The sequence below is a fragment of the Pseudomonas sp. 3-2 genome (assembly GCF_019710535.1).
In the GTDB taxonomy this organism is placed as follows: domain Bacteria; phylum Pseudomonadota; class Gammaproteobacteria; order Pseudomonadales; family Pseudomonadaceae; genus Aquipseudomonas; species Aquipseudomonas pharyngis.
This window is the reverse complement of the sequence record NZ_CP081200.1, coordinates 2,328,141-2,345,969: the sequence shown is the minus strand read 5'-3', so window position 1 is coordinate 2,345,969 and position 17,829 is coordinate 2,328,141. Positions and strand designations below refer to the sequence as shown.

15 protein-coding genes and 3 pseudogenes are annotated in these 17,829 nt (G+C 59.7%); 7 read left to right on the top strand and 11 right to left on the bottom strand.

The genetic code is table 11. From position 1 onward, the window contains the following. Positions 1-123: 123 nt before the first annotated feature. Positions 124-1,539, bottom strand: coding sequence for a serine hydrolase (locus tag K3819_RS10715; protein WP_221399225.1), 1,416 nt, complete (start codon positions 1,537-1,539; stop codon positions 124-126). 225 nt (positions 1,540-1,764) lie between these two features. Here K3819_RS10715 and K3819_RS10710 point away from each other — a divergent pair. Further along, positions 1,765-2,103 (top strand): annotated as a pseudogene (locus tag K3819_RS10710) (LysR family transcriptional regulator); the annotation flags it as partial. Here K3819_RS10710 and K3819_RS10705 read toward each other — a convergent pair. From K3819_RS10705 to K3819_RS10695, 3 genes and pseudogenes are all read right to left on the bottom strand, one after another. Next, positions 2,075-2,348 (bottom strand): annotated as a pseudogene (locus tag K3819_RS10705) (FAD-dependent oxidoreductase); the annotation flags it as partial. The pseudogenes K3819_RS10710 and K3819_RS10705 overlap by 29 nt on opposite strands. Before the next feature lie 9 nt (positions 2,349-2,357). Next, entirely contained in the window at positions 2,358-3,662 is a 1,305-nt protein-coding gene (locus K3819_RS10700) for an MFS transporter (RefSeq protein WP_221399224.1), read from the bottom strand. A 185-nt stretch (positions 3,663-3,847) separates the two neighbouring features. Beyond that, a complete protein-coding gene (locus tag K3819_RS10695) occupies positions 3,848-4,630 on the bottom strand; it encodes an SDR family oxidoreductase (RefSeq protein ID WP_221399223.1) in 783 nt (260 codons plus the stop codon). Between the two features lie 155 nt (positions 4,631-4,785). Between K3819_RS10695 and K3819_RS10690 the strand changes: the two genes are divergently transcribed. The 3 genes from K3819_RS10690 (at position 4,786) to K3819_RS10680 (ending at position 7,410) form a co-directional block, all read left to right on the top strand. Then, positions 4,786-5,952, top strand: coding sequence for an iron-containing alcohol dehydrogenase (locus K3819_RS10690; RefSeq protein ID WP_221399222.1), 1,167 nt, complete (start codon positions 4,786-4,788; stop codon positions 5,950-5,952). 11 nt (positions 5,953-5,963) lie between these two features. Next, positions 5,964-6,278 (top strand): NIPSNAP family protein, encoded by a 315-nt coding sequence (locus K3819_RS10685; RefSeq protein ID WP_123408765.1) that lies wholly within the window; start codon positions 5,964-5,966, stop codon positions 6,276-6,278. 148 nt (positions 6,279-6,426) lie between these two features. Further along, positions 6,427-7,410 carry a cyclase family protein gene (locus K3819_RS10680; RefSeq protein ID WP_221399221.1) on the top strand — a complete coding sequence of 328 codons (984 nt, stop codon included), beginning with the start codon at positions 6,427-6,429 and terminating at the stop codon, positions 7,408-7,410. Here the strand turns inward: K3819_RS10680 and K3819_RS10675 are convergent. The 5 genes from K3819_RS10675 to K3819_RS10655 all read right to left on the bottom strand — a co-directional run bounded on the left by K3819_RS10675 (position 7,403) and on the right by K3819_RS10655 (position 12,576). Further along, on the bottom strand, positions 7,403-8,338 hold the full coding sequence (locus tag K3819_RS10675; protein WP_221399220.1) for a LysR family transcriptional regulator: 936 nt from the start codon (positions 8,336-8,338) through the stop codon (positions 7,403-7,405). The two genes, K3819_RS10680 and K3819_RS10675, sit on opposite strands and share 8 nt — an antisense overlap. A 104-nt stretch (positions 8,339-8,442) precedes the next feature. Then, entirely contained in the window at positions 8,443-9,381 is a 939-nt protein-coding gene (locus tag K3819_RS10670) for a cyclase family protein (protein ID WP_221399219.1), read from the bottom strand. A gap of 198 nt (positions 9,382-9,579) precedes the next feature. Beyond that, positions 9,580-9,762 carry a DUF6124 family protein gene (locus K3819_RS29575; RefSeq protein ID WP_311736330.1) on the bottom strand — a complete coding sequence of 61 codons (183 nt, stop codon included), beginning with the start codon at positions 9,760-9,762 and terminating at the stop codon, positions 9,580-9,582. Between the two features lie 360 nt (positions 9,763-10,122). Continuing rightward, the gene (gene ltrA, locus K3819_RS10660; protein WP_221399218.1) at positions 10,123-11,430 is read right to left on the bottom strand and encodes a group II intron reverse transcriptase/maturase; all 1,308 of its coding nucleotides are present in this window, start codon (positions 11,428-11,430) and stop codon (positions 10,123-10,125) included. Positions 11,431-12,252: 822 nt separating this feature from the next. Further along, entirely contained in the window at positions 12,253-12,576 is a 324-nt protein-coding gene (locus K3819_RS10655; protein WP_221399217.1) for a hypothetical protein, read from the bottom strand. A gap of 333 nt (positions 12,577-12,909) precedes the next feature. Here K3819_RS10655 and K3819_RS10650 point away from each other — a divergent pair. Then, positions 12,910-13,218 (top strand): annotated as a pseudogene (locus K3819_RS10650) (helix-turn-helix domain-containing protein); the annotation flags it as partial. Positions 13,219-13,231: 13 nt separating this feature from the next. Here the strand turns inward: K3819_RS10650 and K3819_RS10645 are convergent. Together K3819_RS10645 and K3819_RS10640 are read right to left on the bottom strand one after the other, a co-directional pair. Continuing rightward, positions 13,232-14,572: a sorbosone dehydrogenase family protein gene (locus tag K3819_RS10645; protein ID WP_221399216.1), complete on the bottom strand. Its 1,341-nt coding sequence runs from the start codon at positions 14,570-14,572 to the stop codon at positions 13,232-13,234. Positions 14,573-14,737: 165 nt separating this feature from the next. Next, complete coding sequence (locus K3819_RS10640) at positions 14,738-15,661, bottom strand: LysR family transcriptional regulator (protein ID WP_221399215.1); 924 nt, start codon at positions 15,659-15,661, stop codon at positions 14,738-14,740. Positions 15,662-15,836: 175 nt separating this feature from the next. On the opposite strand from K3819_RS10640, the gene K3819_RS10635 reads away from it, so the two are divergent. Together K3819_RS10635 and K3819_RS10630 are read left to right on the top strand one after the other, a co-directional pair. After that, positions 15,837-16,976 (top strand): iron-containing alcohol dehydrogenase, encoded by a 1,140-nt coding sequence (locus tag K3819_RS10635; RefSeq protein ID WP_221399214.1) that lies wholly within the window; start codon positions 15,837-15,839, stop codon positions 16,974-16,976. Between the two features lie 73 nt (positions 16,977-17,049). Next, the gene (locus K3819_RS10630; RefSeq protein ID WP_221399213.1) at positions 17,050-17,829 is read left to right on the top strand and encodes an enoyl-CoA hydratase-related protein; all 780 of its coding nucleotides are present in this window, start codon (positions 17,050-17,052) and stop codon (positions 17,827-17,829) included.

Sequence of the window (17,829 nt, the reverse complement as noted above, 5' to 3'; positions counted from 1 at the left end):
CGGATCGGAGGCGACTCTCTAAGCAGGCCTAACAGGCAAAAAAAGACTCCGTAACGTTTCGCTACGGAGTCTTTTATTTTGCTAAATACTGTCAATTGAAGACGACCAAGACAGGTACAACAATTATTCAGACGAAAACTTTACGTCCACAATTCTGTTATCCAGGAACGCAACGTCCAGATAATTTACCTTCCCGGTAGAGGCTTTATAGGTACGATGAATAACAGCGTTTTCCTTTGACTCACTAACTTGTACCAGCTGAGCATCATTGGTAACTTTGTTGAAAGACGCTTCTATCTCTGATACGTGTTTATCGTTAAAAGCCTTGCGTATTTCCGGGCTTAACAATGGATCGCCTTTACCATTCATCAAGGCAATAATTGCCGTTTTTGTCTTTTGAGTCGCAGCCGCAGACCCTTCGATTTCTTTTTCAGGCGGCAACAGACTTGGATCAATAATCCCGGCAATGCGTTTAACTATGTAATTGCTACGAGCTGACTCTAGATTCGCCAGAAAACCTATGGAAAGACCATTGTCGAACCTTGCATAGTGCGCATGAAACCCTTGGAACGATCCCCCATGATCAATCAGCCGACGTCCATTCACGATATTGTTGCGCCATCCAAATCCATAACCAGTGATGGGTTGACTGCCGTCGGCCATCAACGGCACTTCCCACTCGGTATCAATCGATTCTTTGGACAATGGTTTGCCTTTTGAAAGACAAGCGTCCCACGCAGCCAAGTCATTGATCGTCAGCAACAGGCTCCCGTCGGCGGTCTGAGCCAGGCTCTGCGAGACCGGCCCCGGGTTTTCCAGCTGTCCATCACTGGAAACGTAGCCTGACGCCCGGTTGGGGATGATAGTTTTCAGCATATTGACTTGCGCCGTTTGCATATCGCACTGGCTGAACAGCCTTTCCCGAAGCAAATCTCCGTAGAATCTTCCGCTCGCACGCTTGATCAGCATTCCCAGCGCGACATAGCCTGAGTTGCTGTAGCGGTACTGAGTTCCCGGTGTGAAATCCAATTTCTTGGACGCAAGAAGAGCGATAAGTTGTTCGTCGGTGTAGTCTTGCTTTATATCAATACTGTTGAACTGTTCATAGTCGGGTATGCCAGAACGTTGCTGCATGACCTGGCGAATGGTAACGCCGTCCCACATGCCTTTTGCTTCAGGAAAATAGGGTGCAATCGGATCATCAAGTTGAAGCTTACCGTCTTGTACCAAAAGCATGATGACGGAAGAGGTAAACATTTTACCGACTGAGCCAGATTGGAAGACAGTCGCCGTCGTTGCAGGCGTTTTGGTTTCCAGATTACTGAACCCGTAAGCAGAGGTATAAAGCGGTTTCCCGTCTTTAAGAATTGTTATGGCTGCCCCCGGAATGCCCTGCTCCTTCATAAGCGCGCTCATAACTGCATCCACATCATGGGCGTTCGAGAACGGCGCGGCATTGCATACAGTTACCCATACTAAACTTGTAAGCAACAAACCTTTTGAGAGTACAGATGTACGATTTTTAGAATTTTTATCCATTGTAAATCTCCAGAAAATTTCTAACGGCTAATCATTTCTGTGGTCGGTCGATGCTAATTGTTCGGTATGAGTTTTGAGATTCTCCTTTAAGCAAGAAAACTACGTGGGTCCTGGATGACTTTTCACAAAACGTACCAATAAGTCTATTATGGACAATAACGTCCATACCATCAAGCCTTCGAGGCGTATTTTCCGAGGCAGTATTTGAGTCCCAATGGGTCTGACATGCTCGACCTCCGACGATTGCGCTCCTTCGTGGCCGTCGCCGAAAGCGTGCACATTTCTCCGTCGCCCCTGAGCCGGCAGATCGCCCAGCTCGAAGAACGCCTGGGCCTGACCCTGTTCGAACGCAGCCAGCAACGCATCTGCCTGACCCGCGACGGCCAGACCTTCCTCGCCGAAACCCGCGCCCTGCTGACCCACGCCAATCGCCTGGAATCCCTGGGCAAACGCCTGGGTCGTGGTGAAGAAGGCGGCTTGTGCATCAGGCACATCCAAAAAGCCATGCACGCAGGCGTTCTGTCTAATGCCCTGCGGGCGCAACGGGCCGACGCCAGCGGCGTATGAAAAATCGGCGATGTGCCGCTGGCCTCGGCATCCGGCTGAAGCGCCATCATCAGGGCATGGGCATCGAAAATTCCGGTGGACGGCGACCAGAGCGCAGCGACACAGGACACTGCCGGTTCGAGTTGCCGCACCTGTCCGGTGTCCAGCCATTGCAAGTCATCGACGCCATTGCGCCGATTCTGTTCCAGCAATGCCCGCAAGGCCACGCACAGAGTGTCATCGGTGACGACACTCACCTGCCCTCCGCTCATTCACGCCAGACCCCGTTCCCGATAATCGATCAGGCTGGAAAAAATCGCCAGCAACGCGGCCATGACCACGAAGAAGATCAGCACCAGGAAGTACGAACCGGTGAACTGCACGATCAGGCCGATCAGGATCGGCACGATCACCCCGGCCATGTTGCCGCAGAAATTCATGGTGCCGGCCAGAATGCCGGTTTTTGACGTGCCGCCGAGGATCGACGGGATGCACCAGTACATGCCGCACCAGCGAATGAAAAACATCGCCACGCAGAGCAAGCCAATCGCTCGGCTCGCCTCGGTCGTGTAGGCCACCGCCAACATGCACAGGGCCGCGACCAGCGCCGAGCCGCTGAACATGCTGCGCATCACCAGGTTGGGCGAGGCGCCGCTGGATTTCCATTTATCGCCCAGATAACCGCCCACCAGTTCGCCGACGAAACCGCACATGAAGATCAGAAACGTCGCGCCGCCCATGCTCGAAATGTTCAAACCGTGGGTCTGGTGCAGGTAGCTCGGCATCCAGGTCAGCAAGCCGTAGAACACGCTGAGGATGCAACAGTAACCGGCGAACATCGCCAGCACCGAGCGGTCCTTGAGCAGTTCTTTCAGGGCAATGCTGGTCACCGCGCCGGGTTGGCTGGTCGGGCGATTGCCCTCGATGATGTGCGCCAGTTCGGCCGCGTTGACGCCGGGGTGTTCGCTGGGGTGGTTGCGGATGTACTTCCAGGCCAGCACGCCGGCGAGCATGGTGCCGATGCCGGCGATAACGAAGGCGATGCGCCAGGAGTCGAACCAGCCGATCAGGCCGGCAATGATGATTGCGCCAAACGCACTGCCCAGCGGCGCGCCGCCGTCCACCAGCACCGCGCCGCGTCCCCGTTCGTTGGGGGTCAACCAGGCGCCGTTGAGTTTGGCCCCGGCGGGCATAATCGGCGATTCGGCGATGCCCAGGCCCATGCGCGTGATCAGCAGCACAATCCAGTTGTGCGCGCCGGCGGCCAGGGCCTGGAACGCGCCCCAGGCGACGGTGGCGATCACGATCACGCGGCGGGTCTGGAAGCGATCCAGCAGCATGCCACCGGGAATCTGCATCAAGGCGTAGGACCAGAAAAACGCGCTGAGCATCAAGCCTTCCAGCGCCGGCGGTATCTGGAATTCGCTGGAAATCAGCGGCAACGCCACGGACAGCGAAGCGCGGTCGATGTAGTTGATCGCGGTCAGCAGCAACATGATCAGGAAGATTCGCCAGCGCATGCTGGTGGGACGCTCGATGGCGGCCAGGGGAAGTGTTTCGGCACTCGGATTATTCATGAGGGGCGCTCTTTCTTGTTGTGGATGCACGCGGCCCAATGCCAGTAGCCATGGTCTGAATCCTGCAGTTCCCTATGGAAGCGACGTGTGGCATTGGGCAAGCCGTCCCACTCTAATCACGCACCCGACGGCTGAATAATGAGGGGATCTGATTGGGGGATCACTGAACGTCATCCCCCGGCAGATCAGAACGTTCCGGGGTAGCTGCCGCCGTCCAGCAGCAGGTTTTGCCCGGTGAGGAACCCGGCCTGGGCGCTGCAAATGAAGGCGCAATAGGCGCCGAATTCATCGGGCTGGCCGAAGCGCTGGGCCGGCACGTGTTTGCGCCGTTGTTCGCTGACGGCTTCAACGCTGGTGCCGTTGGCGTCGGCGGCAGCGCTCAGGGTTTTGTTCAAGCGCTCGGTTTCGAATGGCCCCGGCAGCAAGTTGTTGATCGTCACGTTGTTGCCCGCCAGCCGCGACTGGCGCGCGAGCCCGGCGATAAAACCGGTGAGGCCACTGCGCGCGCCGTTGGACAGGCCCAGCACGTCGATGGGTGCCTTCACCGCACCGGACGTAATGTTGACGACACGCCCGAAGCCGCGCTCGGCCATGCCATCGACACAGGCCTTGATCAGCTCGATGGGCGTGAGCATGTTGGCGTCCAGCGCTTTCAGCCAGTCTTCGCGCTGCCAGTCGCGGAAATCTCCCGGTGGCGGGCCGCCGGCGTTGTTGACCAGAATGTCGACCTGCGGACACGCCGCCAGCACCAGTTCACGCACGCTCGCTTCACTGATGTCGCCAATCACCGTGCGCACTTCGACACCCAAGGTGCGCAGTTCCGTGGCGGCGACCGCCAAGGCCTCTTCGCCGCGAGCGTTGATCACCAGGTTCACGCCCTCCTTCGCCAAGGCTCGCGCACAGGCCAAACCCAAGCCTTTGCTGGCGGCGCAGACGATGGCCCAGCGGCCTGATATTCCTAAATCCATGACGATGCTCCTGATCGTTGAAAAATCCTACGTTACCACTGCCACCCGAAGTGTCAGGGGATGACAAAGAGTGATCCCCGGATCAGACCTTTTCATTATCAGCCGCCCGCCTCGCTAATTACTGTCTCCCGACCAATAAGAAACCGGAGACACCCATGGACCCGTTCCAGTTTTATTTCCCCACGACCTTGAAGAGCGGCAACGGCCTGGTGCGTCAGGCCGGTGCATTGCTCAAGCCGCACGTTCGAAAAAAACTGCTGGTGGTCACCGATGAAGGGTTGATGGCGTCGGGCGTGATGGAAGGCTTCTTCGCCTCGCTGGCCGCGAGTGAGATCAGCTACGAAGTGTTCACGGGCGTCGAACCCAACCCCACCACCGACGTGCTGGAGCGCGCCGTCACCTTCCTGAAAAGCCACGACTGCGATTCGGTGATCGGCGTCGGTGGTGGCAGCAGCATCGACACCGCCAAAGGCGTGGCGGCCATGGCCACCAACCCCGGCAACATCCTCGACTACGAAGGCTACGACAAACTGCTGCACCCACCGCTGCCGATTTTCGCCATCCCCACTACCTCCGGCACTGGCAGCGAATGCACGGCGTCCACGGTGTTCACCAACACCAAGACACTGTTCAAAACGGTGATCATCAGCCCGGCGCTGTTTCCGAAACTGGCGATTCTCGATGCCGAACTGACCCTCAAGTTGCCGCCGTCCATCACCGCCGCCACGGGCATGGACGCCTTGACCCACGCCATCGAATCCTACGTGTCGAAACAGGCCAACCCGGTGAGCCAGGCCCTGGCCCTGCGAGCGATCAAGATGATTTGCACGCACCTGCCCAAGGCGTTTTTCACCGGTTCGGATTTGCATGCGCGGGAACAGATGCTGCTCGCCTCGTTCCTGGCCGGCGTGGCGTTCGCCCAGTCCAAACTCGGCAACGTGCATGCGATCTCCCACACCTTCGGCGGCGTGTTCAACATCCCCCACGGCATCGCCAACGCGACGCTGCTGCCCTACGTCATCGAATACAACCTGGCGGCCTGCCCGGAGCTGTTTCGCGAGATCGCCATCGCCATGGGCCAAGACGTCGATGGCCTGAGCCCCGCCAATGCCGGGCGCAAAGTGGTGGAGCACGTGATGGCGCTAAACAAAGCCATCGGCATTCCGGCCAACATCAAGGACCTGGGCGTGGACCTGGACTACATGCCGCAAATGGTCAGCGACTCGATGCGCAGCGGCAACGTGCTGGTCAACCCACGCCTGACCAACGCCGCCGACATCGAACGGATCATCACCCACGCCTTCCACGGCACTCATTGCTGAGAGACAAACCCATGTTTTACGAAATGCGCACCTACACGATTCAGATCGGAAAAATGCAGACCTACCTCAAGCACTTCGAAGAGAACGGCCTGCCGGTGATCTCCCGCTACGCCACGCTGGTGGGCTGGTGGTACACGGAAATCGGCGAGCTGAACCAGGTGATCCATATCTGGGCCTACCCGAGCCTTGATGAGCGGATCAAGAAACGTGCGGCGCTGTATCAGGATGCGGATTGGCTGGAAGGCTTTGTGCCCATCGCCTTCCCGATGCTGGAAAAAATGGAATCGAAACTGCTGATCGCCGCGGATTTCTCACCGATCAAATAACCCCAGACGCCACCGTTCCCCTGTAGGAGCGAGGCTTGCCCGCGAAGGCGGCGTGTCAGCAACAATGATGTCGACTGACACACCGCCTTCGCGGGCAAGCCTCGCTCCTACAAGGAAGGGTACGGCCGTCAATCCCAGGACAACCCTCATGTGCGACCACAACACCAATAACACCGCCGCCGACCGTTCTCCCGACGCTAAAAAACTCCTCGAAGGCCTCCCCACCAATTGGGGTAAATGGGGCCCGGACGATGAAGTCGGCGCCCTGAATTACCTGCAAGAAGCCGAGGTCCTGCGCGGCATTGCCTCGGTGCGCCAGGGCAAGACCTTCACCCTGCAAGTCCAGATCGGTCACCCGAAAGGCGAGCCGCTGTGGCCCGGTCGTCGCCCGTCGATGCGGGTCAACGTGCTGGACAAGGGCCACTTCCTCGCCGGCAAGACCCACTTCGACGGCCACGTCGAATACGCCGACGACGTGATCTTCATGCACCTGCAAGGCTCGACCCAGTATGACGCCCTGGGCCACGTCTGGCACGACAACAAGTTGTGGAACGGCTACGACGCCATGAGCACCATCGGCAGCATGGACAAGGCCAGCATCCTGCCGATTGCCGAGCGCGGGATTGTCGGGCGGGCGGTGTTGATCGACATGGCCCGGCATCGCGGCAAAACGGTGCTGGACAAGGGCGAGACCTTCACCCACTTGGACCTGTTGGCGGCGGCGAAAGCCCAGGGCATCGAGATCGAGAAGCGCGACATCCTGATCATCCGCACCGGTTGGATCGGCTCGTTCTACGAGCGTGAACCGGACGAGTTCTATAAGGATTTCGCCGAGCCAGGCCTGACCTTCAGCCGTGAACTAGTGGAATGGTTTCACCAGATGGAAATCCCCAACCTGGTCACCGACACCATGGCCAACGAAGTGGCAGTCGACCCGTCCTCCGGGGTAATGATCCCGTTACACAACGCGTTGATGCGCAACCTCGGCGTGACGTTCACCGAAGTGGCGCTGCTCGATGAATTGGCCAGCGATTGTGCCGCCGACGGCCAGTGGAAATTCCTCTACACCGCCGCGCCGCTGAAGATCGTCGGCGGCACTGGCGCCCCGGTGAATCCGATTGTGATCAAGTAATCGGGTCCTGTTGCAGCGCGTTGATCAGCAAGGTCGCTGCCGGAGACAGGTCGGCGCCGGCCCGGCTGATCACGCCGTAAGGTTCGCTCAAGGCACGCAATGGCACTGGCAGTTTCACCAGCAAAGCGTGTTGCTCGCAGAACGCGGCGACTTCCGCCGGGATCACTGCCAGCAGCGTCAGGTCTTGCTGCACCAACAGGATGGTGGCGAAGATCGATGAGGTTTCCAGTGGATAACGCGGAATTTGCAGCCCGGCTTCGTTGAGTTCGCGCTCCAGGGCCTGGCGCATCGGCATGTCCTTGGGGTAGACCAGCCAACGGTAATCGCTCAGTTGCGAGAGCTGTAAAGTCCGGGCACCCGCCAGCGGATGATCCTGGCTGGCGACCACCGCCAAGGGTTCTTCGCTGAGCTCGATACAGTCATAGGCGTTGGAACGCTGGCCGACACTGGCGCGACAAATCGCCAGATCCAGACGTCCCTGACCCAGCAAGCCGAGCAAGGTCGCGCTGGTGTTCTCCACCAGTTCGATCGACAGCTCTGGCTGCTTGAGGCGCAACGCGGTCAAGGCCCGGGTCAGCAGCGGCATCGCGCCCATGATCACCCCCACCGACAAGCGCCCGCCCTGGCCCTGCAGGATGCTGAGCATTTCTTCGTGCAAGTGCTCGACATCGCTATGGATCAGGCGCGCATAACGAATCATGCAACGCCCCATTTCATTGGCCACCAGGCCCTTGGGCTGGCGCTCGAACAGCGGCATGCCGATCAACGACTCGACTTCATGCAACGCCTTGGTCGCGCCGGACTGCGAGATGGAAATATGCTCGGCGGCCTTGTGCAAGGATCCGCGATCATCCAGGGCGATCAGCAGGCGCAGTTGTTTGAGGCGCAAGCGTGAAGCAATGCTGGCGAGGGGAGGCACCGTATCCATGCGTTCTCCATGTCCAGAAACGTTGTTTTTCGTAGGAGCAAGGCTTGCCCGCGATGGCCACCTCAAGAACGCCATCGCGGGCAAGCCATGCTCCTACGGAGTTGTCAGTGAATCGCCACCGGGTTGATGTTGACCTGGGTCGAGCCCTTGTACAGCGGCTGGCCGAGGACAAACATGAACTCCCAGGCCTTGTCTTTGACCAGGGCGCGGCTGTCGATCAGCTCCAGGTTGTAGATGCCGTTCTTGGCCAGCATGTACTGGTTGACCGGGAACTCCTGACCATCTTTGGCCGGGTAGATTTCCGAAGCCCAAGTGTCACCACCGAACGCGACAATCTGCTTGTCCACCAGCCATTTGGCCGCCGCCATACCGATGCCTGGTTCCACGGCGAGGAACTTCGCGTTGTCCTTGCCCAACAGCTCCAGCCAACCGGTGTTGAACAACACCACATCGCCTTTCTGGATGGTGATCCCTTGCAGGTCGAGGGCTTTCTGGATATCGGCGACGCTGAATTCGGTTTTTTCCGGGACGATCGGTGTGCCGTACACGGCGATCATGTCCAGCACCACACCACGGGTGACGATCGGCGGGACTTTCTCGATCCCGAGTTTTTTCACGCCTTCGACGGTGACGAAATCGGCGGCGCGGTTGCCGTTGTAGTAGACGTAATCGATGCCGATATGGCCGATACCGTTGAGCTGGGTGCCAACGCCGGTCCAACCCACCACCAGTTCATCGTTGAATGTGAATTTGTTCGGGCCCATGGTCGTGCCACCCGCCTCGCCCGGCTGGACGTTGGTCAGGTTGAAACTGCGATGGCGGAAGGCTGGAAGGGTCTTGTCGATAGGCACGGCCAGCGGATACGTCTTGCCGGTCTTGATCAGTTTGGCGGCGTTGAGCACCGAATTGGCATTGAGTAGATTGAGCGCACCGATTTCATCGTTGGCGCCGTATTTCGACGGGTACCATTTTTCAGCGTCCGCGGCCTGAGCGGCGCTGAAGGTGAACAGCAAGGTGAACGGCAGTATCAAACGATTGAGCATGTGGGGGTCCTTTGGGAGTAACAGTGGACCCAAGGTACGCAGCCCGTCTGTGGGGAAACAGACAGGAATGGGCAATACATTTGTTCTGGATAGTCACGAATTTGTAGGAGCGAGGCTTGCCCGCGAAGGCGGTGTGTCAGGCGACGTTATAGACGCACCGCCTTCGCGAGCGAGCTTCGCTCCTACAGGGGTCGGCGATTAGCCAGGTTTGTGGTTGTCCAGTATCCGATTGGCCGCCATCTCACCCATCAGGAGCGACCGGTGCAACACCAGCATCGTGTGGGGTCGCGGGCCGTCCGTTAGCTCGACGAGATCGTTGACCATCTTGCGGGCCGCTGATAACGATTCGTAGACCTCGACCAGCAACGTCTCGTCATCCACCGCTGCGTCGATGGTGAAAAAGGTGCCGTATTTGCGGGATGGTATCGGCTCTTTCGTCGCCCCGGGGTTGAGGTAAACTTGAGTGCGCGGTCGGCCGACGCTTTCAGCTTTTGGGGATCAAGATCAAAAGAGGCGTCGTAGGGTACTGGATTGGTATCTGGGGGGGTGGGTGTAACTTTGAACATAGATGGAACTCCTGGACAAGATATTAGGAGCCATCACCCTTCGCCACCAAACGTTGGGTGGCGGCCATACGCGGGTTGGTAGACCGGTCCAGATCGGCATAGGGGACGGCCTTGCCGTTCCCCTGCCACACCACCCGGCATGCGGGTCCGCACCGGGCGGTTCGAGAGATTGAGGTTAAGAGAGGCGCGGCAATCCCAGACGATCAAACCAAGCCAGATTTAGCACCCGATTCAACCCAAGACAGCTAGTACGCCACCATCGGCGAGTGTTTCCCACTGCTCTTTGCGCATCATCCCTATTGGCGCCCATTGCCTGCAGCTTTGTGAAAGCCGTCGTTCCGCGTTTCCATTGTTTCAGTTGAATAGCCCTTAGTCGGTGCCGTATCCATTCCTCCAGCAAACGCAGGATTTTCGGAGTTTGCGACAGACTGAAGTACGCTTTCCAACCCAATAGATACCGGCGAAGGTCGTCGACAACCCGCTGCATACTGCGACCGCAGTTGCGCCGGGTAAGCTGGCGGATTCGTTGCTTGAACTGCTTCTGTGCTTTGTATGAAACCGCGCGTCTGACCTCGCCTCTTCTGGACCAAAATTCGTAGCCCAGAAACTTACGGCCAAAAGCACTCGCTACTGCACTTTTGCTCTCGTTGACGCTCAAGTGCAGCTTTTCATACAGACGCCGCAGTAAGGCCATTACTCGCTCGCCTGCCTTTTGGCTGCGAACATAGACGTTCGCATCGTCGGCATAGCGCACGAAACAATGCCCTCGACGCTCAAGCTCACGATCCACTTCGTCCAGCAGCACATTCGCCAACAAGGGTGATAGCGGGCCGCCTTGCGGCGCCCCGCAACGGCGCTTTTCAACCGCGCCATCCTTCATCGTTCCGGCGTCCAGATAAGCCCGGACCAGCCGGATTATCGGCTGCTCTGCAATCCGCTTGCTTAAACGATCAATCAGGATGTCGTGATCGACTCGATCGAAGAACTTTTCAAGGTCCACATCCACCACGATTTGCCGGCCCGAGGATACATAGTGCTGTGCGGCGAGAATCGCGCCGTGAGCATTACGGCCCGGACGAAAACCGTAGCTGTGTTCGCTGAAGGTAGGATCCAGTAGAGGCTGCAAAACTTGCAGTAATGCTTGCTGGATAAGACGGTCGGTGACCGTCGGTATACCCAACTCGCGTTCGCCGCCGTCGGGTTTTGGGATGACCACTCGGCGTACCGGGCAGGGCCGGTACACCCCTGACAACAGTTGTTGGCGAATCCCGGCCCACTCTGCCAGCAAATGTTGAGCTGTCTGATCAATGTCCAGATCGTCGACACCCGCTGCACCTTTGTTGGCTCTGACTCGCTTCCACGCTAGTTGCAGGTTTTCTCTCGCAAGGGCGCGTTGCAGCAGCCCTTGCCCTGCGCTTTTGGTATCACTTTGCGGGCAACAAACCTCGTCGCTGACGGGAAGATTCACGGTTTCACCGCTCATTCTTCGCGTCCGCCCCGCGTTTGGCGGGCATCTGACTTCCGGTCGTATTGCATCAAAGTGGCCTACAACGCTCTCTCTCGTTCGGCCCTTCGTCTAAAAAAAGACTACTACGGCCTCTGCTGACTTCTCGCTCCGGCTTGCGCCGTCGCCCTTTCAAGCGCTAGGCGAGATCTCCCCAGGTAAGAACGCAATCCTTCACCGCACAACTGCCGAATCTACGTCGTCGCCCTTTTGACCACTAGAGCTTCGCGGTTATTCGCCCGCTCGCCCTGGCCGACTTCGCCTCATATTCGATTTTTGTACATCAGCTCGCGGCTTCGCTCCACGCTTCCTCCCCACACTTGGTCGCCCTCATGCAGTTGCGCTTCACTTCGTTCGCTGTGGTCAACTTACGGTGGGACTTGCACCCACAAGATTGCGCCCATGCTGGGCGCACGAACCCGGCGCGCCCGAAGGCGCCCTGCGCATGGCCACCATAAAAACCGAGAGAAAACCGGCCTTTGCAGAGGTGGCGCTATGCGTCTGGAATACCGGGCTACCAAACCCGATCACTGTTTTGCAGTGACCCGGAAACGATATAGCCCACCTCACAGCCGCACAAGCCGGCGGATTCTGGCGTACGCGTAGGCAACGGCGCAAGGCGTTGTAGCCGTTTATGACGTAACACCGAATGTCTTTAAACAGTCGTCGTTAAACATGTTTAGGTGGTGCGCCAGACACACCGCGTTATCGTTCATCGCGAGCAAGCTTTGCTCCTACAGGGTTCGGTGTCGGCCACGAATCTATGATCGTTCCCACGCTGTGGGAACGACCAAAAACGAATCAGCCGTACGCCACTTCCGGGTTGCCAGCCTCCAGCGCATCCACCCGGTTCGCCGCCGGCGGATAGATCCACTGGGTGTTGATCATGCGTTTGCGTGCCTTGCCTTCGTCATGGGTCAGCAGCACCTGGCGGTCCCAGGCTTCGGTGTACACCGCGCCCCACCCGCCCCGGTCCAGGCAGGTGGCGTAGAATGGCTGGCGGTATTCGAGGGTCGGCGCCTCCAGCAGGTCGGCGGCGACGTTATGTCCGGCGAAGCGGCCCATGAAGATCGCGTGTTGGCAGGACATCAGCGAGTAGTGACCTTCGTCGTCCGTCAGCGCCATGGCCACATCGCCCGCCGCGAACACGTGCTCGGTGCCGACCACACGCAAATCACCCGTCACTTCAACCCGGCCCTGGCGATCCAATCGAGTAGAGATTTGCTACGTCAGGCCGCTGGCAATCATGCCGCCGGTCCAGATCACGGTTTTCGCTTCGATGCGCTTGCCCGCGCCGTCAGCACGCCGTTTTCATCGATGGCCACCACCCCGGAACCGACCTGGAATTCGATGCCCATCGACGCTAATGCTTCGGTGATCATCGGCCGTGGTTTCGGGCCCAGGTCCGGGCCGATTGCTTCGTTGCGTTCGATCACGATGATCTGGAACTGCGCCTGCGATTTGCACCTGTGGATCGCGCAGAACCTGAGCCGCGACAACCTCACCGTGGAGGTGCTGGCGGAACAGGTGCAAATGAGCCAGCGCAACTTTGCCCGGGTCTACAAACTCAAGACCCGCCGCACCCTGGCCAAAGCCGTAGAAGTGCTGCGGCTGGAAGCGGCCCGGCGTTTGCTGGAAGACTCGGAACGCAACATCGACCAGATTGCCCGGCAGTGCGGGTTTGGTGATGAAGAACTCATGCGCTTCACCTTCCAGCGCAACCTGAGGATCTCACCGCGAGACTATCGCAACCGCTTCTCGCGCTGAGTCCTCTCTCGATCTAGGGTTTGGCGGCGGCGATACGCCAAACCTTGTTCCCTACATCATCAGCCACCAGCAACGCACCACCCTGATCCAGCGTCACACCCACCGGACGCCCCTGCGCTTCACCATCGGCATTGAGGAACCCCGTCAGGAAATCCACCGGCAACCCCGAAGGTTTGCCGTCGCTGAAAGGAATGAACACCACTTTGTAACCGGCCTGGGGATTGCGATTCCAGGAACCATGCTCACCGACGAAAACGCCATTGGCGAAACTGGCGGGCATGCCTCGGGCATCGGAGAACGTCAGGCCCAGCGGCGCGACGTGGGTGCCCAACGCGTAGTCCGGCGCGATAGCCTCGGCCACTTTGTCCGGGCGCGGCGCGTCCACGCGAACATCGACGTGGGCGCCGTAGTAACTCCACGGCCAGCCGTAGAACGCGCCGTCCTTCACCGAGGTCAGGTAATCCGGCACCAGGTCGCTGCCGATTTCGTCCCGCTCATTAACCACGGTCCACAATTGGGTCGAACCGGGCTTCCAGGCCAGGCCATTGGGGTTGCGCAGGCCACTGGCGAACAGGCGCTTGTTGCCGCTTTTGACGTCCACTTCCCAAATCGCCGCGCGCCCTTCTTCCGCCTCCAGGCCGTTCTCGCCGACGTTGCTGTTGGAGCCCACGGTGACGTAGAGCTTGGTGCCCTCGGGGTTGGCGATGACGTTTTTGGTCCAGTGGTGATTGATGCCGGCGGGCAGGTCGGTGACTTTCACCGGTGTGGCGCTGACCTCGGTCTGCCCCGTGTTGTACGGCACTTTGACCAGGGCATCGGCGTTGGCAATAAACAGCTCATTGCCCACCAACGCCATGCCAAACGGTGACGACAGGTTGCTCATGAACACCGTGCGCACTTCGGCGCGGCCATCGCCGTCGGCATCACGCAGCAGGGTGATGCGATTGGCACTCGGCGCATCCGCCCCGACCCGGCCCATCACGAAGCCCATGACCGTGCGCTTGGCCCAGGCAATCGGTCCGCTGCCGCCGTCGGTGGCGCCTTCCGGCATCGGCGGGTGGTTGCTCTCAGCGACCAGCAGGTCGCCATTGGGCAGGGTGTAGACCCAGCGCGGGTGATCCAGATTCTCCGCCAGTGCGGTCACCTTGAAACCGGCGGGCGCCGTGGGCATGGCATTGCCCGGCCAGCCGATGGCCTTCGACACTTTCAACGTGGGGATCAGCGACGTGGTGGGCTCCGGCAACTGCGGCGCCGGGCCGACGCTGGCCTGGGGCGGTAATTTGGAAGATTCGCCACAGGCACTGAGCAGTGCGGCGGCGGTGATCAGGAGCGCAAGTCGGTTGGACACATTCATTGTTCTAACCTCGCGTTGGCCATCCATGGGCCCGTTATAAGACAGACAAAATCCCGGCGGAGTATCGCGGCGCCGATCCCTGACAAACACCGCGTCTGGCTCAAATCACATTTGCCTTAATTGCACGAATGCGCTGTTTCAAACCCCGTTAGTATTCGAAGAGCCTCACACCGGGTTCAGCAACGCCTCCCGTAACAGCCGCGCGGCTGGCGAGTCCGGCACGTTTTTGCGCGACACCAGTTCATAGGGTTCGCTGCGCGAAGTGATGGGCAGCGGCAGCGTGGTGGTAAAGCCGTAGCCGGAGCAGAACTTGGCCACGTCGGTGGACACCAGCGCGACCAGGGTCGGGTTTTCCTGCAACAGCGACAGGGTGGCGAAGGCTGAGGTAGTTTCCAGCAAGTGCACCGGGAAACGCAGGTCGGCCTCGTGAAACTCGCGCTCCAGCAGCAAACGCATGGGCATGTTGGCGCGGTAGACGACCCAGCGGTAATCCACCAGGTCCTTGAGCGAGAGTTGCCGGGCGTAGGCGAACGGATGTTGGGTGCTGGCGATCACCGCCAGGGTTTCTTCGACGAAGATCGAGCTCTCATACAAGTAAGGCGTGGTGCTGATGGTGGTGCGACAGATCGCCAGGTCCAGGCGTCCGGCGTCGAGTTGGCTGAGCAACGCAGCGCTGGTGTCTTCGACGATCTCGATGGACAGCTTGTGGTGGTCGGCGATGACCCGGCTGATCGCGGTGGTCAGCAGCGGCACGGCGCCCATGATGGTGCCGACCGACACCCTGCCGCCCTCGCCGCTCATGATGCCGATGATCTCTTCGCGCAGGTGCGCGAGGTCGGTCTGGATCAACCGTGCATAGCGAATCACCGAGCGCCCGGCGTCGTTCGGCTCTAGCCCACGGTTAGTGCGGGTGAACAGCGAGGTGCCGAAGGTGGTTTCAATTTCCTGCAGAGCTTTGCTGGCGCCGGGTTGGGTCAGCGCGACCTGTTTGGCCGCGCCCAGCAAGGAGCCGTGCTCATCCAGGGCGATCAACAAGCGCAGTTGCTTGATGTGCAGGCGGGACATGATTGAGTTGAGTGAGGGCGTCATCAGGCTTAACTAAAAGTTATAGAGGTATCGAAAGTTGTCAGTATCGGGGCTCGCCACGACGGCCCTATAGTCCACCCCACAACCAGGCAATGCAATGGGTTTGACCAGAGAGCACTAGCCTTCCTGCCCCGGACCGATTGCAACAATAACAATCCTGTATAACTTGTGGTGAATCATGTCCCTCATCAATTACGTCACCAAGATCCAGTTCGGCTACGACAGCCTGGAGCATCTGGCCGCCGAAGCCGAGCGCGCCGGCATCACCCGGCCACTGATCGTCACGGACATTGGCGTGCGCAATGCCGGCATCGTCGACAAAGTCATCGCCGCCCTCGGTGGTAGCCTCACGCCGACGATTTTCGACGCCACTCCGCCGAATCCCAACGAACACGCCGTGCGCGAAGCCGTCGCGCAATACCGCTTCGGCGAGTGCAACGGCATCATCGCGGTCGGCGGCGGTTCTTCCATCGATCTGGCCAAAGGCGTCGCGGTTTGCGCGACCCACGACGGCCCGCTGCAAAGCTTTGCGGTGATCGAAGGCGGGCTGGATCGCATCACCTCGGCAACCGCGCCGTTGATCGCGATTCCGACCACCGCCGGCACCGGCAGCGAAGTCGGCCGCGGCGCGATTTTGATCCTCGACGATGGCCGCAAAGTGGGCGTCATCTCACCGTTTGTGGTGCCGCGCGTGGCCATCTGCGATCCGGAACTGACCCTCGGCCTGCCACCGATGCTCACCGCCGCCACCGGCATGGACGCGATCGCGCATTGCATCGAGACGTTTATGGCGCCGGCCTTCAACCCCGCCGCCGATGGTATTGCCCTCGATGGCCTGTGGCGCGCCTGGGAACACATCGAGCGCGCCACCACCGAACCCGGTGACCGCGAAGCGCGGATGAACATGATGAGCGCGTCGATGCAAGGCGCCCTCGCGTTCCAGAAAGGCCTGGGCTGCGTGCACAGCCTGTCCCACGCCTTGGGCGGGATCAATCCGAAGCTGCACCACGGCACGTTGAACGCGATCTTTCTGCCGGCCGTCGTCGACTTCAATGCCAACGCCCCGACCGTGCGTGACGAGCGCAAACTCGAAAGACTGCGCCACGCCATGGGCCTTGAGGCCGGTGCCGATATCGGCGTCGCCATCGAGGACATGACCCGCCGCCTGGGCCTGCCGACCCGCCTGAGCGAGATCGGGGTCGATGAGACCCTGTTCGCCGGGATCATCGAAGGTGCCCTGCACGATCACAGCCACAAGACCAACCCCCGCGAAGCCTCATCTGCGGACTACCGGTCGATGCTCGAGCAATCGCTGTAAGCAAGCGCTATCCAACAACAATAAATCAGGAGGCAACCGCGTCCTCGGCCCAGCTGACGACAGCGGAACAATCATGAAGCCCACCGTCCTTATCGAACGGCAAGCCGCCATTGCCATCGTCACCCTCAGCCACCCTGGGAAAATGAACGCCCTGACCCTGTCCATGTGGCAGGACCTGGGGGACGTCATGCGCGAACTGTCCGCTGACACCAGCGTGCGTTGCGTGGTGTTGCGCGGTGCCGGCGAGCAAGCCTTTGCCGCTGGCGCCGATGTCAGCGAGTTCCCGAGCGTGCGTGCCAATCAGGGCCAAGCTCGCCACTATGCCGAAATCACCTCTGCGGCCATGCGCGCCGTCGTCGAATGCCCGCACCCGGTGATCGCCATGATCCACGGCGTGTGCGTCGGCGGTGGCCTGGAAATCGCCGCGTTGTGCGATCTGCGCATCTGCGGCAGCTCCAGCCGTTTCGGCGCACCCGTGGGCAAGCTCGGGTTGGTCATGTCCTATGACGAAATGGCCGGGCTGGTGGCGCTGGCCGGGCGCTCGACGACCCTGGAAATCCTCCTGGAGGGCCGCATTCTCGACGCCAACGACGCCTATGTGAAAAACCTCGTAACCCGGGTCGTCCCGGACGCCGAGGTCGAATCCGAAACCCTCGCCACCGCCAAACGCATCACCCAAGGCGCGCCGCTGGTCGCCCGCTGGCATCGCCAGGCTGCGTTGCAGCTTGAGGCCGGCGTGGCACCCACCGCCGAGCAGATCGACGCGAGTTATTCCTGCTACGACACCGCAGATTTTCAGAATGGCCTGAACGCATTCATCGCCAAAGCCAAACCACACTTCGAGGGTAAATGA

Excerpts from the sequence above, each read along its gene's own strand:
- K3819_RS10680 (WP_221399221.1), top strand. The coding sequence starts at position 6,427 with ATGTGCGACCACAACACCAATAACACCGCCGCCGACCGTTCTCCCGAC.
- ltrA (WP_221399218.1), bottom strand. The coding sequence starts at position 11,430 with ATGAGCGGTGAAACCGTGAATCTTCCCGTCAGCGACGAGGTTTGTTGC.
- K3819_RS10630 (WP_221399213.1), top strand. The coding sequence starts at position 17,050 with ATGAAGCCCACCGTCCTTATCGAACGGCAAGCCGCCATTGCCATCGTC.
- K3819_RS10670 (WP_221399219.1), bottom strand. The coding sequence starts at position 9,381 with ATGCTCAATCGTTTGATACTGCCGTTCACCTTGCTGTTCACCTTCAGC.
- K3819_RS10685 (WP_123408765.1), top strand. The coding sequence starts at position 5,964 with ATGTTTTACGAAATGCGCACCTACACGATTCAGATCGGAAAAATGCAG.
- K3819_RS10690 (WP_221399222.1), top strand. The coding sequence starts at position 4,786 with ATGGACCCGTTCCAGTTTTATTTCCCCACGACCTTGAAGAGCGGCAAC.
- K3819_RS10655 (WP_221399217.1), bottom strand. The coding sequence starts at position 12,576 with ATGGCGCTGACGGACGACGAAGGTCACTACTCGCTGATGTCCTGCCAA.
- K3819_RS10695 (WP_221399223.1), bottom strand. The coding sequence starts at position 4,630 with ATGGATTTAGGAATATCAGGCCGCTGGGCCATCGTCTGCGCCGCCAGC.
- K3819_RS10635 (WP_221399214.1), top strand. The coding sequence starts at position 15,837 with ATGTCCCTCATCAATTACGTCACCAAGATCCAGTTCGGCTACGACAGC.
- K3819_RS10700 (WP_221399224.1), bottom strand. The coding sequence starts at position 3,662 with ATGAATAATCCGAGTGCCGAAACACTTCCCCTGGCCGCCATCGAGCGT.
- K3819_RS10715 (WP_221399225.1), bottom strand. The coding sequence starts at position 1,539 with ATGGATAAAAATTCTAAAAATCGTACATCTGTACTCTCAAAAGGTTTG.
- K3819_RS10640 (WP_221399215.1), bottom strand. The coding sequence starts at position 15,661 with ATGACGCCCTCACTCAACTCAATCATGTCCCGCCTGCACATCAAGCAA.
- K3819_RS10675 (WP_221399220.1), bottom strand. The coding sequence starts at position 8,338 with ATGGATACGGTGCCTCCCCTCGCCAGCATTGCTTCACGCTTGCGCCTC.
- K3819_RS10645 (WP_221399216.1), bottom strand. The coding sequence starts at position 14,572 with ATGAATGTGTCCAACCGACTTGCGCTCCTGATCACCGCCGCCGCACTG.